The organism is Streptomyces sp. B15, assembly GCF_018070605.1.
Lineage (GTDB): Bacteria > Actinomycetota > Actinomycetes > Streptomycetales > Streptomycetaceae > Streptomyces > Streptomyces smyrnaeus.
The window spans coordinates 26,312-40,935 of the sequence record NZ_JAGPXJ010000071.1; the positions used below are offsets into that span (position 1 = coordinate 26,312).

8 protein-coding genes and 1 pseudogene are annotated in these 14,624 nt (G+C 71.8%); 4 read left to right on the top strand and 5 right to left on the bottom strand.

Going from position 1 to position 14,624, the window contains the following annotated elements; all coding sequences use genetic code 11:
- Position 1: 1 nt before the first annotated feature.
- The 5 genes from KBY19_RS26425 to KBY19_RS26445 form a co-directional block, all read right to left on the bottom strand.
- On the bottom strand, positions 2-6,775 hold the full coding sequence (locus KBY19_RS26425; RefSeq protein WP_210966841.1) for a type I polyketide synthase: 6,774 nt from the start codon (positions 6,773-6,775) through the stop codon (positions 2-4).
- An 18-nt stretch (positions 6,776-6,793) separates the two neighbouring features.
- Complete coding sequence (locus tag KBY19_RS26430) at positions 6,794-8,389, bottom strand: D-alanine--poly(phosphoribitol) ligase (protein ID WP_185016191.1); 1,596 nt, start codon at positions 8,387-8,389, stop codon at positions 6,794-6,796.
- A 20-nt stretch (positions 8,390-8,409) separates the two neighbouring features.
- Positions 8,410-10,308 carry an aminotransferase class I/II-fold pyridoxal phosphate-dependent enzyme gene (locus KBY19_RS26435; RefSeq protein ID WP_210966842.1) on the bottom strand — a complete coding sequence of 633 codons (1,899 nt, stop codon included), beginning with the start codon at positions 10,306-10,308 and terminating at the stop codon, positions 8,410-8,412.
- Positions 10,305-10,568: an acyl carrier protein gene (locus KBY19_RS26440; protein WP_099878134.1), complete on the bottom strand. Its 264-nt coding sequence runs from the start codon at positions 10,566-10,568 to the stop codon at positions 10,305-10,307. The genes KBY19_RS26435 and KBY19_RS26440 overlap by 4 nt, the downstream gene beginning before the upstream one ends.
- A 63-nt stretch (positions 10,569-10,631) precedes the next feature.
- Positions 10,632-11,633 carry a beta-ketoacyl-ACP synthase III gene (locus KBY19_RS26445; RefSeq protein ID WP_185016192.1) on the bottom strand — a complete coding sequence of 334 codons (1,002 nt, stop codon included), beginning with the start codon at positions 11,631-11,633 and terminating at the stop codon, positions 10,632-10,634.
- A gap of 353 nt (positions 11,634-11,986) precedes the next feature.
- On the opposite strand from KBY19_RS26445, the gene KBY19_RS26450 reads away from it, so the two are divergent.
- The 4 genes and pseudogenes from KBY19_RS26450 to KBY19_RS26465 all read left to right on the top strand — a co-directional run.
- A complete protein-coding gene (locus KBY19_RS26450; protein ID WP_099878140.1) occupies positions 11,987-12,232 on the top strand; it encodes an acyl carrier protein in 246 nt (81 codons plus the stop codon).
- On the top strand, positions 12,229-13,458 hold the full coding sequence (locus tag KBY19_RS26455) for a beta-ketoacyl synthase (RefSeq protein WP_099878143.1): 1,230 nt from the start codon (positions 12,229-12,231) through the stop codon (positions 13,456-13,458). The genes KBY19_RS26450 and KBY19_RS26455 overlap by 4 nt, the downstream gene beginning before the upstream one ends.
- Positions 13,459-13,491: 33 nt before the next feature.
- Entirely contained in the window at positions 13,492-14,379 is an 888-nt protein-coding gene (locus KBY19_RS26460) for a DUF6206 family protein (protein WP_099878146.1), read from the top strand.
- Positions 14,366-14,624, top strand: a pseudogene (locus tag KBY19_RS26465) (hypothetical protein); the annotation flags it as partial. The gene KBY19_RS26460 and the pseudogene KBY19_RS26465, both read left to right, overlap by 14 nt.

Sequence of the window (14,624 nt, forward strand, 5' to 3'; positions counted from 1 at the left end):
ATCACACCAGAAGGTCGAGGGACTGTTCGAGGTCGGCTTCGCTGTGGTCGGCGTTGATGAAGAAGCGCAGTCGGCACGCGTCGCGCGCCACGGCGGGATAGCCGATGGGCATGACGTTGACGCCCTGCTCCAGCAGCGAGTTGGACAGCGCCATGGTCTTGTTCCAGTCGCCGACGATGACCGGGATGACGGCCGACGCACGCGAGACCCCGATGTCGAGGCCGCGCTCCCTGGCCCGGGTCCGGAAGAACTCGGCGAGTTGCTGCAGTCGTCCCACGCGCTCCGGCTCGTCCCGGATGACCCGGAACGCCTCCAGGGCCGCCGCCGTGTTGGCCGGTGAGATGCCCGTGCTGAAGATGTGCAGGGGGGCGGTGAACTTGAGGTACTCGATGATCGGGTGCCGGGCGGCGATGAAGCCGCCGAGACTGCCGATCGCCTTGCTCAGGGTGCCCATCCACAGGTCCACATCGGCGCGTGCGACGGGGAAGTGCTCGCCGATGCCGCGGCCCGTGCGACCGAGCACGCCGAGGGAGTGCGCCTCGTCGATCATCAGCATCGCGCCGTGCCGCTGCTTGACCTCGATGAAGCGTGGCAGCTCCGGAATGTCGCCGTCCTGGCTGTAGGCGCCCTCGATGACGACCAGCGCCCTGCGGTAGCGGGAGCGGCCCGCGGCGAGGATCCGGTCGAGGGCTTCCCAGTCGTTGTGCGGGAAGGGCCTGCGCTGCGCGCCGGAGAGGATGCAGCCCCGCACCGTGCTGTCGTGGCTCCACTCGTCGTGGACGATGAGGTCCTCCGGGCCGAACAGGTGCCCGACGGTGGCGACGTTGGTGGCATGGCCCCCGGCGAAGACGATGGCGGCCTCGGTGCCCAGGAAGGAGGCCACCTCGGCATCGAGCTCGTGGTGCAGGGGCGTCTCACCGAACAGCAGCGGCGTCGCCGAGCTGGAGGTGCCGTAGGTGTCGATCGCCTCCTTGGCCGCCTGACGTACCCGCGGGTGGTGGGAGAGGGCGAGGTAGTTGAACGCGGCGAAGTTGACGGCCTTGCGGCCGTTGACGGTGACGACCCCGGAGTTGAACCCCTCGTGGGTACGGCCGTAGGGGTTGTCGCCGTGTGCGACGGTCTGCCGCAGGCGGTCCTGCAGTTCCGCGTACTCCGGCCACTCCTCGATGGAGTACTCCGGCTTCACCGCGGGCGCCGGTGCGGCGGTCGGCAGCCCGGGCGCCGACTGCGGCGGAGCCGACGGCGGCGGGGCGACGGCGGCCTGGTGGGCCACCGGCAGCTGCGCGCCCGTCTGCTGGCCCGCCCCGGCCTCGGTGAGCAGGTCGGTCACATCCCGCACGGTGGGGTCGTCCGGCAGATCGTGCCGCAGCCGCTCCGCCTCCAGCGGGAAGCAGGCCGAGATCCGGCGCTGCAGATCGGTACGCATCAGCGAGTCCAGCCCCAGGTCCGTGCCGAGCCTGGCGTACGCGGGAATCTGCTCGGCGGGGAAACCGCAGACCCGGGCGACACTCTCCAGCACGATCTCGCCGACAGCAGCCGGCGCGTCGGTGCCGGGCCGGGTCGGCAGGGGGTGGGGCGAGTCCGAGGTCGCCGGGAAGGGCGTGGCGGACGGGAGCGGCGGCGCGCCCCCGCCCGGCAGGCCGTCCACGGTGCCGTGGGAGCCGGTGGAGGGGTCCCCCGCACCGGATGTCGACGGAGCCGCGGGCGGTGTGAACCAGTAGGACTCGCGCTCGAAGACCGTGTGCGGGACAGGAACCCGCCTCGGCGGGTCGTCCCGGTCGAGCGCACGCCAGTCGACGTCACCGCCGGCACAGTGCAGCCGGCCGAGCGAGCCGAGGAGCGTGGCCCATTCACCGGCTCTCCTGCGTACGGACGGCAGCCACAGGGGCCGTCCGTGCGCCCCCTCCCTCTCCTGCGTCATGGCCCGGCCGGCGGACAGGAGCGTGGGGTGCGGTCCGATCTCGACGAACGCGTCACACCCCAGCCGTCGCAGGGTCGCGAACCCGTCGGCGAACCGGACGGTACCGAGCATGTGCCGCACCCAGTAGTCGGCGTCCACCCTCTCGACGCGTTCCCCGGTGGTGTCGGAGATCCAGGGGATGCCCGGCTGACCGAAGTCGATGTCGTCCAGGCTCTTGCGCAGCGGGGCCGCTGCCGCGTCCATCAGCCCGGAGTGGAAGGCGTGCGAGACGGCGAGCGGGCGCACCTCGATCCGCCGTGCCTCGAGTGCTTCCCGTGCCTCGTGGATGTCCGCCGCCGGCCCGGAGAGGACCAGATGCCGGTCGGTGTTGACGGCGGCGACCGCCACCGACGGGAAGTCGGCGGATATCTCCATCACGGTGTCGGCCTCGCCGACGCAGGCGATCATCCGTCCCTCACCGGGCTGCTCGTCCATGTGCCTGCCCCGCTCGGCGGCGAGCAGGAGCGCGTCCTCCAGGGACAGCACCCCGGCCACACAGGCCGCCGGGATGGCGCCGACGCTGTGTCCGAGGACCGCGGCCGGGCGCACACCGAGCGCCGTCCACAGTTCGGCGAGGGCGGCCGAGAACGCCACCATCGCGGGCTGGCAGTACCGCGTGCTGCGCAGCCGCTCGTCCCCATCCTCGTCGAAGAGGAGATCGAGCAGCGAGGTGCCCAGCAGCGGGCGCGCCACCTCCTCGGCGCGGTCCAGGGTGTCGGCGAACGCGCTGTGCGCCGCGTACAACTCCCTGCCCATGCCGGCGTACTGCGTCCCCTGGCCGCTGAAGAGGAAGGCCGTCGTGGGCGCGGGTCCCTCCACGGTGCTGCCCCGGGTGACGGCCATCGACCGTTCCTCCCGTGCCAGCGCGGCGAGGGCGGCGTCGAGTTCCTCGGTTGTGGTGAAGGTGAGCGCGGCGCGGTGGGGCAGCTGGGTGCGGCCGGTGTTCGCCGCGTGGCACAGCGCGGCCGGCGACACGTCCTGGTGGGCGGCCACATGGGTGCGGTAGCGATGGGCGAGCGCGGTGAGGGCGGTGGGGGTGTGGGCGGACAGGCACAGGGTGTGTGCGGGACGAGGAGTGGTCACCGGCTGTTCCTCCGGTACGGCTGCGGGCGGTGCCTCGACAATCAGATGGACGTTGGTGCCGCCGAAGCCGAAGGAGCTGACACCGGCCCGTGCCGTGGTGCCGGCTGCCAGCGCGCGGCGTCCGGTCGGCACGTGCAGACCGGAGCCGTCCCAGTCCAGGTGCCGGTTCGGCTTCTCCAGGTGGAGCAGGGGCGGCACCTCCCGGTGGCCGACCACCAGCGCCGCCTTGATGAGCCCGGCGACTCCCGCCGCCGCCTCCAGGTGCCCGATGTTGGTCTTGACCGACCCGACGAGGCAGGGCTCCTCGGCGGGACGCTCCTGGCCGTACACCGCCGCGAGGGCCTCCCACTCGACGGGGTCCCCCAGCGGGGTTCCGGTGCCGTGCGCCTCGACATAGTCGATCTGCCCGGGCTCGACCCCGGCCTGGGCGAGCGCTCTGGTGATGACGGAGCGCTGGGCCGAACCGCGCGGCGCGGTCAGGCTGTTGCCGCGCCCGCCGTGCGCGAGGGCCGAGCCGGTGATCGTGGCGTAGACCCGGTCGCCGTCGGCCAGCGCGGCCGAGAGCGGCTTGAGGCAGACCAGGCCGACGCCCTCGCCGCGTACATAGCCGTCGGCAGCGTCGTCGAACGTGCGGCAGCGACCGCCGGGAGAGAGCATCTCCCCGTCGGCCAGTGCCGCCGACAGGCCGGGGGTGAGCAGCAGATTGACTCCCCCGGCCAGTGCGAGACGGCTCTCGCCGCCGCGCAGACTCGTGCAGGCCATGTGGATCCCGGCGAGCGACGAGGAACAGGCCGTGTCCACCACGAGGCTGGGCCCGTGCAGGTCGAAGAAGTAGGAGAGCCGGTTGGCCGCCACGGACGGTGCGTTGCCGGTCGCCGCGTAGACGTCCGCGCTGCCCGGGTGCGCGAGCTGGAGCTGCCCGTAGTCCTGGCTGCTCATCCCCACCACGACGGCCGTGTCACTGCCCGCCAGCCCGGCGGGCGCGATCCCCGCGTCCTCGAAGGTCTGCCAGGCGGTTTCCAGCAGCAGCCGCTGCTGCGGGTCCATCCGGAGCGCCTCGCGGGCGGAGATCCCGAAGAAGCGGGCGTCGAACTCGTCCACCCGGTCCAGGAAGCCGCCCTGCTCCGGGGTCCGCGCCTGGTACGGGTCCCACCGCTCGCGGGGCACCTCGCCCACCGCGTCCCGGCCGTCGAGGAGGAGCCGCCAGTAGCTTTCGACGTCCGGGGCGCCGGGGAAGCGGCAGCCTATCCCTATGATCGCGATCGGCTCGTCGGCGGCGGGGGGCGCTGCGGTCCGGCCCGCGGTGCGGGCGGCGGCGTGGGCCGCGGCGTCGGCCGCGGTCGCCGCTCGGCCGCGCGCGCCGAAGCGGGTGGCGACCTGGCGGATGGTCGGATGGTCGAAGACGGCCCCGGTGGGCAGCCTGCGCCCGAGCCGGTCGCCGAGCTCGCCCACGACGGCCACGGCCTGCTTCGAGTCGAGGCCGAGGGAGGCGAAGGTCCGGGTGGGGTCGACGACCGCGGCGGGCAGTCCGAGCCGGCGGGCGACCCGCTCGGTCAGCCAGGCTTCCAGCTCGACGCTGCTCGGCTCCGCCCCGGTGGAACTCGCGGTGGGGCTCGCGGTGGACGGCCCGGTGGCCGCTCCCGGCTCCGCGCTGTCGTGTCCGGCGGCGGCCAGTTCGCCGTCCAGCAGTTCGACGAGCGTGTCGGCGTCCGGGCGGACCAGCAGGTCACCGACCGCTATTCGGACGCCGAGCCGTTGCTCGACGGCGGCCACCAGCTCCAGCAGCCGGGGGTAGTCGAGGCCGAGTGCGGCGAAGCCGCGCTGTCCGGGTTCCTCCGCCAGGGCGGGGCCGCACGCCTGCGACAGCGCCTCGGTGACGACGGCGGTCACCTGGGCGCGGCGTTCCTCGGCGGACGGAGCGGAACGGGGCGCGGCGGGGACCGGGCCGCTGCGCCCCGTAGTCTCCACCTCGCGGGCGACGCTGGCGGCCACCACCGTCATGTTCAGGTCGAGGAAGTCGCGCCGGGTGCCCTGGCGCTGGATCTTGCCGCTGGTGGTCTTGGACACGGAGGAGTGCCGCACCAGCGCGAGGGTGTGCGGGGAGACCTGGTGCTCCTCGGCGAGCGCGGTACGCAACCGGGCCAGCACCGCCGCGGGTTCGTCCGTGCCCCGGCCGATCTCGTAGACGAGCGCGAGCTGTTCCCCCTCGGGTGTGGGCACGCCGAAGGCGGCCCCGTTGTCCGGGCGTACGGCCTCGGTGGCCTTCTCGGCGGTCAGTTCGATGTCGTGCGGGTAGAAGTTGCGGCCCTGGACGATGACGACGTCCTTGGTGCGCCCGACGAGGAAGAGCTGACCGTCCCGCCGGTATCCCAGATCGCCGGTGCGCAGCCAGCCGGTGCCGGGGTCGCCGTCGAGGTGGACGTCGAACGTCTCGGCCGTCAGATCGGGGCGGTTCCAGTAGCCGAGGGCCACGTTCGGCCCCGACAGCCAGACTTCTCCGATGTGCTCCTCGCCGGTGCGCTGCCGGGTCGCCGGGTCGACGACCGCCACCTGGGTGTCGGGGACCGCGGGGCCGCAGCCGACGACGCGGGTGACGCGGGCGGTCCCGGGGCCGGCGTCCCGGACCGCTCCGGCCGCCAGCGCCTCGGCGTCGACGGTGTGCACGACGGGTTGCTCGTGGGGGCCGATGCCGGTGGCCATGAGGGTAGCCTCGGCAAGTCCGTAGCAGGGCAGCAGGGCGCGGCGCTCGAAGCCGGCCGGCGCGAAGTAGTCGGCGAAGCGCTCCAGGGTGTCGGCACGCACCGGCTCGGCCCCGTTGAGTGCCAGCCGCCAGTGGCTCAGGTCCAGGGCGTCGCGCTCCTGGGGGGTGACGCGCCGAAGGCACTGCTCGAAGCCGAAGTTGGGGGCGACGCTCGTCGAGGCGCGGGTGCTGGAGAGGGTCTCCAGCCACAGCAGCGGCCGCTGCACGAAGGTCATCGGCGCCATGAGGTGGGAGGTGAAGCCCCCGTAGAGCGGGGTGAGCAGCCCTCCGATGAGGCCCATGTCGTGGTAGGGCGGCAGCCAGGAGACCATCCCCGACCCGGCGTCGAGTTCGAGTCGCAGATGGGAGGAGCGCAGGTTGCTCACGAGATTGCCGTTGCTGACCATGACGCCCTTCGGCGCCGAGGTCGACCCGGAGGTGTACTGGAGGAAGACGAGCGAGTCGCCCGTCGTGCCGGGGTCCTCCCATTCCGCTGCCTCGGCCGGGCCCAGTTCGTCCTCGGTCAGCCAGCACAGCCGGTCGAGCCCGAGGCTCGCCAGCTCGGCGCGCTCGCCGTGCGCGGCCTTGCGGATGCTGCGGGTGGTGAGGGCGTGGGTGGCACCCGAGTCACGGGCGATGGCGGCCAGGCGCTGCATCGTCTGCCCGAACTTGGCGTTCTGCGGCGGGTAGGCGGGGACGGCGACGGCTCCGGCGTACAGGCATCCGAAGAACGCGGCGATGTAGTCGAGCCCCGGCGGGTGGAGCAGCAGCACCGGACGGCCGCTCAGTTGCGCGCGCTGGAGGTGGACGGCGACCGCGCGGGCGCGCCGGTCCAGTTCGGCGTGGTCCCACGAGGTGCTGGTGCCGGTGGTGTCGGAGAGGAAGCGGTAGGCGACCGCGTGCGGCGCCAGCTCGAAGCGCCGCCGCAGCAGCCCGGCGACGGTCGCCGGTTCCGCTCCTTGCCAATGCGTCTCGATCGGGCCTGGAGTCACAGTCGTTCGTCTCCGTCACTATCGAGCCGCGCCGGTGGGCGCCGCGGTGGACTGGGCCGGGCCGTGCGCCAGCCGGCGGTAGTCGGCCTTGCCGTTGGCGTTGCGCGGCAGCTGGTCGAGGCAGGTCGCGGTGTGCGGCAGCATGTAGGTGGGCAGGCGCCGTGCGCAGTGCTGCTTGATCCGCACCAGGCTCGGCCTGGGGGCTCCTGGGTGCAGCGTGTAGTAGAGGGCCAGCCGCGCCTGCTGCCCCTCCCCGGTGAGGAGCACCGCCGCGTCGGCGATGTCCGGGTGCTGCTGCACGGCCGCCTCGATCTCGCCGAGCTCGATCCGGTAGCCGGAGAGCTTGACCATGCGGTCCTCGCGGCCCCGGTAGACGAGCCGGCCGTCGCTCTCATAGCTGACGAGGTCGCCGGTGGGGTGCTTGCCCGCGCAGTGGTACGCCGTGGCGGGGTCCGCGGTGCGGCGCCAGTAGCCGGGGGTCACACAGTCGCCCTCGACGATCAGATGGCCGATCACATCCGGCTCCGTCACCGGGGCTCCGTTGTCGTCGACGACGTTCAGCCGGGCGCCGGTGATCGGCCCGCCGATGGGAACCGGCGTCTCGCGCCGCAGGTCCTGCGGGCGCACCCGGTGGAAGGTGCAGACGTTGGTCTCCGTCGGCCCGTAGAGGTTGTAGAGCGCGGTGTCCTCGGGCAGCAGCTCGACCAGGTCCCGCAGCCGGGGTACGGGAAAGACCTCGCCCGCGAACAGCACATAGCGCAGGGAGCGGGCGCCCTCCGGGGTGAGCGCTCCGGAGGCGGTGAGCAGGCTCAGGATCGAGGGCACGGAGTACCACACGGTGACGCCGTGCTCGCGGATTCCCGCCGCCAGCGCCGAGACGTCCCGTGCCGCCGCATCTCCGATGACCCACAGGGCGGCACCGGAGGTCAGCGCGGTGAACAGGTCGAAGGTGCTCAGATCGAAGTTGAACGAGGCGTGGTTGGCGAACACGTCGTCGGGGCCCACGTCGAGCTCCTGGCGGGCCCAGCCGACGAAGTTGGCGAGGTTGCGGTGCGAGATCCGCACGCCTTTGGGGGAGCCTGTGGAGCCGGAGGTGTAGAGGATGGCCGCCAGGTCGGTCGCTCGCAGCGAGGGCAGCAGCGTGATCCGGCCGGGGGCGACCCCCGCGAAGTCCGTCCAGGAGCGGACGGGCAGCCCGCAGGCCGTGGCGGGCGGGTCGTCGCCGTCGACGACGATCATCGTGAGGGAAGAGGGCAGTGGACCGTCGTCCAACGCGGCCAGATGACGCGGATCGGTGAACAGGACGGTCGGTTCGGCGTCGGCAAGGATGGTCAGCACCCGCTGCTTCGGCTGACCGCCGTCGAGCGGCACATACGCGCAGCCCACCTCCAGCGCGGCGAAGATCGCCTCCGCGTAGCGGGGCTGCTTGTCCATCCAGATGGCGATGCGGTCGCCCGGCCGGACGGCGAGGTCGAGCAGCCGGACGGAGAGCGCGTCGACGCGCCCGGTGAACTCGCCGTACGTCACCGTCTCCGCCCCCACGAACGCCGGGCGTTCGGCGTGGTCCGGGGGGAGGTCGCGGGGCAGCCGGATCACGGCGGGGTGTGCGTCCATCGTCCTTGCCTCCTGTGCGCTCACCGGCCGGCCCGCCGCACGCCGGTCTCACGTGCCGCGTCGAGGAAGATCTCGGCGGCCAGTTCGAGGTCTTCCGGGGTGTGTTCGCAGGTCACGCTCACCCGCAGCCTGGCGTCCCCGAGCGGCACACCGGGGAAGACCACGGTCTGGCAGTACAGCCCGCGGGCCCGCACGGCGCGGCCCATCTCCATCGCCTGCCGCTCGTCGCCGATGCGGATGGGCAGGATGGCGCTCTCGGAGTTCTCCAGATCGAAGCCGGCCTCCAGCAGGCGTGCGCGGAGGGCGCCGATGTTCGTCCACAGGCGCTTGACCCGTTCGGGCTCCGCCTCCATGACGTCGATGGCGGCGATGAGCCCGGCGGCGACCCCGGCGGGGATGTTGGCGGCGAAGACGTAGGAGTTGGAGTAGTAGCGCAGGTACTCGACGACCTCCTCGTCACCGACGACGAACCCGCCCATGCCGGCCAGTGCCTTGCTCATGGTGCCGAGTTCGAGGTCGACCTCGCCCTTGAGGTTGAAGTGCTCGGTCGTGCCGGAGCCGCGGGCGCCCAGCACGCCGGTCGCATGCGCGTCGTCGATCATCACGCGGGCGCCGTACGCCTTGGCCAGTCGGACGATGCCGGGCAGGTCGCAGATGTCGCCGTGCATGCTGAACACACCGTCGGCGACGATGAGGGTGCCGCCGGGCGAGTCGGCTCCGCGCCGCAGCACGCGTTCGAGATCCGCCATGTCGTTGTGCTGGTAGATCCTGCGGCTGCCGCCGGAGAGCTTGGCCCCGTCCACGATGCTCATATGGTTGAGCTTGTCGACCACGAGCGTGTCGTAGCTTTTGACCAGGGCCGAGATCGAGCCGAGGTTGGCGGCGTAGCCGCCCGGGTAGACGATGCAGGCGGGCCGCTGTTTGAAGGCGGCCAGGCGGCGCTCCAGCTCCTTGTGGAGCATGTTGGTCCCGCCGATGAAGCGGGATCCGGTGTGGGTGGCGCCGTAGCTGCGGGTCGCGTCGCACACGGCCTCGATCACCTTGGGGTGGTTGGCGAGGCCGAGGTAGTTGTTCGAGGCGAACATCAGGAACTCGCGCTTGCGGCCCGCCAGTTCGTCGAAGATGACCGCACGGTTCTCGCAGCGGGAGTGCAGCGGCATGCCGTACCAGTAGAGCCGGTCCTCCTCCCGCCCGCGCCGGTAGGCGCCGAAGCTGCGGGCCTTGGCGAACAGGTCGGGGTCGCGCTGCTCCACGAAGTCCTTCATCGAGCGGCTGTCCCAGCCGTCCTCGGCGCTGGACGGTGGTGCCTGGCGCCCCTCGCCCGCCTGCGGGGCCGGGCGGTCCTCCTGACGCGCTGTTCCCGGCTCAGGTGCGGGCGCGGCGGTGGCAGGCTCGCTGTGCGACCACGCCGCGCTCAACAGGTCCGCCAGCTCCCGCAAGGTGGTGGCCTCGCCGGTGCCGGGCACCGTCTCCGGCGCTCCGAACGTCTGCGCGACCTCCGCCACGACGGAGGTCAGGATCACGGAGTCGATGCCCAGGTCCCGTTCCAGATGGGTGTCGGGACCGAGTTGGTCGCGCCGGTACTGCGTCTGGCGCAGCGCGGCGGAGACGAGCGCCGACAGGACGGTGTCCGGCCCGTCCGCCCAGGCTGCCCCGCCCTCGCGGCCCAGCTCGGCGGCGACGGCGTCGACGAGTTCCCGCAGGGTGGCCACCTGGCCGTTCAGCCTGCCGATGCCGAAGCGCTCCTGGAGCGAGGCGAGGATCGACTCCAGAATGACCGAATCGATGCCCAGGTCCGCCTCGAAGTGGCTGTCGGGCAGGAGATGGGACTCGTCGTACAGAGTGCGCTCCGCGACGATTTCCACCACTTGTTTGTGCAGGAGCGCGAGGTCGGGGTGTTTTTCACCGGTCTCCGTCATGCGGCATTTCCTCCCTCGTCCTGGCGCAACCGGACGACCAGTGCGGAGATTGTGCGTACGGAACGGAAGTTCTTCAGCGTCACCTCCTGCATGGGCACGGTCATGGAGAATTCGCGCTGCAGGAATCCGACGAGATCGAAGATTCCCATCGAGTCGATGATGTTGAGTTCGGTGAGCGGGGTGTCCGGTTCCAGACTCTCGGCGTCGCCGTCCATCCAGACATCGACGATGTAGTCGCTGATGAGTTTCTGAGGTGTCATTGCCGTCCTCGGTTCGGTCGCCGTGGCGTGCCTGTCCGGCAGCGCCGCTCACGGTCCGTGCGGTCAGCTCCGTTCGACGGCGGGCCAGGTGAGCGTCGTCGCGCCCCACGTCAGGCCGCCGCCGAAGGCGGTCAGCAGCACACGGTCGCCGGGCGTCAGCGCACCCGCGGCATGGGCGTGGGCGAGTGCCAGCGGAATGGAGGCCGCGGCGGTGTTGCCGACCTCGGCGATATTGCTGACGGCCCGCTCACGCGGAAGCCCGATCTCGTCGGCCAGCCGCCGGGTGATGCGGTGATTCGCCTGGTGGGCGACGAGGTGGTCCACGTCCTCGACCCGCCAGCCGGTGCGGTCCAGCACCGTCTGCGCGCTCTGGCCCATCCGCTGGACCGCGAGCCAGAAGACCTTCTTGCCCTGCATGGTGAAGTAGTAGTCCTCGGGCGCCGGCCCCTGATCCATGCCGTCGGGAGGAGGGCCGCCGGCCGGTACGGTGATCAGTTCCACCCCTTCGCCGTCGCTGCCCAGGTCGAACGGGCCGAGCGCGCCGGCCTCATCCGGATCCCCCGCGCGCAGCACCACGGCGCCGGCTCCGTCACCGAAGATCACCGAGGTGGAGCGGTCGGCGGGGTTGAGGATCCGGGAGAAGGTCTCGGCGCCGATCACCAATACGCGTTCGGCGCCGCCGGCCGCGATGAGGCCGGCGCCGGAGGCGAGTGCGTAGAGGAAGCCGGTGCACACGGCCGAGACGTCCCACGCCGCGGCGTGGCCCAGCCCCAGCTTGCTGGCCACGGTCGGAGCCGTCGCCGGGCACGGGCGGTCCGGGGTGGTGGTGGCCACGACGAGGGCGTCGACATGCGGATCGCCGGAGGATTTCAGCGCCCTGGAGCCGGCCCCGACGGCGAGGTCCGAAGTGAGCACGCCCGCCTCGGCCATGTACCGCTGTCTGATCCCGGTCCGGGACCGCACCCATTCGTCCGAGCTGTCCAGCCGCGCGGCGAGTTCCTCGTTGGTGACCAGCCTGGGCGGCAGGCAGCCCCCGAGGCCGGCCAGTACGGCCGCGCGGGTCATCGGGCGCTGTCCGCTGGACGGCTTTCGATGTGAACCTCCCGGCGAGGCGCTTGACGTGGCCGAGACGTAAGACGACGACGGCAGAAAACCACCGCGTGCTCCTCCCCGTGGATGACAGCCCATGGGCTCCGGTCGCTCGCAACGTATGGGGCCCGGCTGACCGCACGCTGACCGATTGCTGACCCCCGCGGCCGTCAGGCATCGGTCAGCGCACGGTCAGCCGGCGCCCGCATAGTGGCCGCAACGCCTTGCAGCGCTTTCACGCGGTGGGGTACCGGTGCGGTACCGCGAATACGGGACGCGTCGACGGGACGAGTCGGTCGGTCTGTTCCGGAGAAGGGAAGATCACAGTCATGAGCGGTATGTACGAGAAACTGGTTGACATACTCGTCGATCACTTCGCCGTGGACCGGGGGAAGATCACCCCGGACGCCACTTTCGAAGAACTCAAGATGGACTCCCTCTTCCTCGTCGAGTTCCTGCTGGTGATCCAGTCCGAATTCGATGTGAAACTCGACGACGACGCCGCCACGCTGACCGACACCATCGGGCATGTGGCGGCGCTGCTGGAGGACCGGACCAAGGCCACGGCCCAGTGACAGCCCCCTCGTCCATCGCCGTCACCGGGCTGGGCCTGATCACGGCGGCCGGCATCGGGGCGGAGAAGACCTGGGAGGGGGTCTGCAGCGGCCGGTCGGCGGCGGCCAGGGACCCCCGGCTGGACGGGCTTCCCGTCGACATCTCGTGCGCGGTACCCGGACTGGACCCGGCACGGCACGTCGGCAGGCGCAGCCCGCTGATGCACGACCGCTTCATCCAGCTCGCCATCGTGGCCGCGCGGGAGGCCGTCGCCGACTGCGGCCTCGACCCGGATACCTGGGACGGAGCCCGCGTCGGCGTCGTGGTCGGCTGTGGACTCGGCGGCATCCAGACCATGGAGACCCAGCACCGCCGCCTGCTGGAGAAGGGCCCGGACTCCGTCTCGGCCCTCCTGCTGCCGATGCTGGTGCCCAACATGGTCGCCGGGCACCTGGCGATCGATCTGCGGGCCACCGGCCCGAACTTCGTCACCGCGACGGCCTGCGCCTCCGGGGGTACGGCCATCGGCACCGCGGCGAGCCTGCTGCGCGACGGCTCGTGCGATGTCGTGCTCGCAGGCGGTACGGAAGCCAACGTGACGCCGCTGATGGTCACCGGCTTCCACCAGATGGGCGCGCTCTCGAAGCGGGTGGGGGAGCCGACGGCCGCCTCGCGCCCCTTCGACCAGGACCGCGACGGATTCGTGATCGGCGAGGGCAGCGGCATCCTCGTCCTGGAGCGCGAGGAGGACGCGGCAGCCCGCGGCGCCCGGGTCCGGGCGCGGCTGGCCGGCTACGGCGCTTCGGCCGACGCCCACCACATCACCGCGCCCGAGCCGGAGGGTGCCAGCGTCCTACGGGCCGTGAACGCCGCCCTGACCCAGGCGGGCGTCGGTGCGGGAGACATCCGGCACGTCAACGCGCACGGCACCTCGACCCCGCTCAACGACGCCGTCGAGGCCCGGATGCTGCGCCGGCTGACCGGTGACGGCGCCGCGGTCACCTCGACCAAGGGCGTGCTCGGGCACACCCTGGGCGCCGCCGGAGCGATCGAGGCCGCCTTGACGGTGCTCGCCGTCGAGCGGTCCACCATCCCGCCCACGGCCAACCTCGAACGGCAGGACCCCGCCCTCGAACTGGACATCGTGACCGGCGAACCACGCGAGGAGAAGATCGAGGTCGCCATGAGCAATTCGTTCGGGTTCGGCGGCCAGAACGCGGTCCTGATCTTCACGCCCGGCAGCTGATGCCACACCTGACGAGAAAAAGGTGGCGCCCCCATGACGTTCACCGTCCCTGACCGCGATCTCAGTTCACTGGAGGACCGGGTGCAAACAGCGCTCCGGACCTCGGACGACACCGGGCTGACCTTGCTGGGCCACGGCGAGGTGACCCTCGTACTGGAGCTGGAGGCCCGAAGCGGCTCCTTCGCCTGCAAGCGGCTTCCGGTCTTCCCCGACCGTGCCCGCCTCCTCAACTACGAGCAGACCCTGCGGACCTATCTGCGGCGACTGCGGGAGGGGGGCGTCCGGGTCGCGGAGACCGAGCTGTGGCACCAGCCGCGGCCCGGCGGCGGGATCGTCGGCTACTGCGTCCAGGAGACGCTGCCGCGCAAGCGGCTGTGCTCCAACCTCCTGCACAGCGAGAGCGAGGCCTGGGCCGCCGACTTCTTCTCCCGCTTCCTGGACCAGGTGGAGGGTGCCGTCTCCCCCACCCTCGGGCTGGACGCCCAGGCCTCCAACTGGGTCGACATCGACGGCGAACTGCTCTACATCGATGTGACCTCCCCCCTGATGCGGGACGCCGCCGGGCGTGAGCTGCTGGACGTACGGCTGTTCTTCGCCTCGCTCCCCTGGCTGCTGCGGGACATCGTCCGCGTCGCCACGGCCAAGTCGATCTTCGACAAGTTCTACTCGACGCGCGGCGTGGTCCTCGACTTCCTCGGCAATCTGCACAAGGAACGCCTCGGCCACCTGATACCGGGCTTCCTCGCACAGGCCGAAGCACGCCTCGACGTGCCCCTCACCGAGCAGGAGGTCGCCGACTACTACCGGGCCGACGCCCGGTCGTGGGCCTTCATCCAGCGGCTCCGCAAGGTCGACCGCCTCGGGCACCGGCTGCTGCGCCGGCCCTATCCGTTCCTGCTGCCGCCCGATGTCGACCGCTGACGCACCCCCGCGCGCCCCCACACCGCCGCACGCCCTCACACACCCGCGCGCCCTTCCCCCGTCGCCGTTCCGCAGCGGCGCGGGCCGCCGGATCACGCTCGACCCGCAGGTGCCGCTGCGCGTGTTCCACCTCGCGCGGCGGCTCACCCTCGCGGTGGTGTCCATCGCCTGGCTGCATACGGCAGGGGACGCGGCGCGGCGGCGGCTGACGTCCCGGCATCTGACGGCGCGGGAGGCCGCGTACG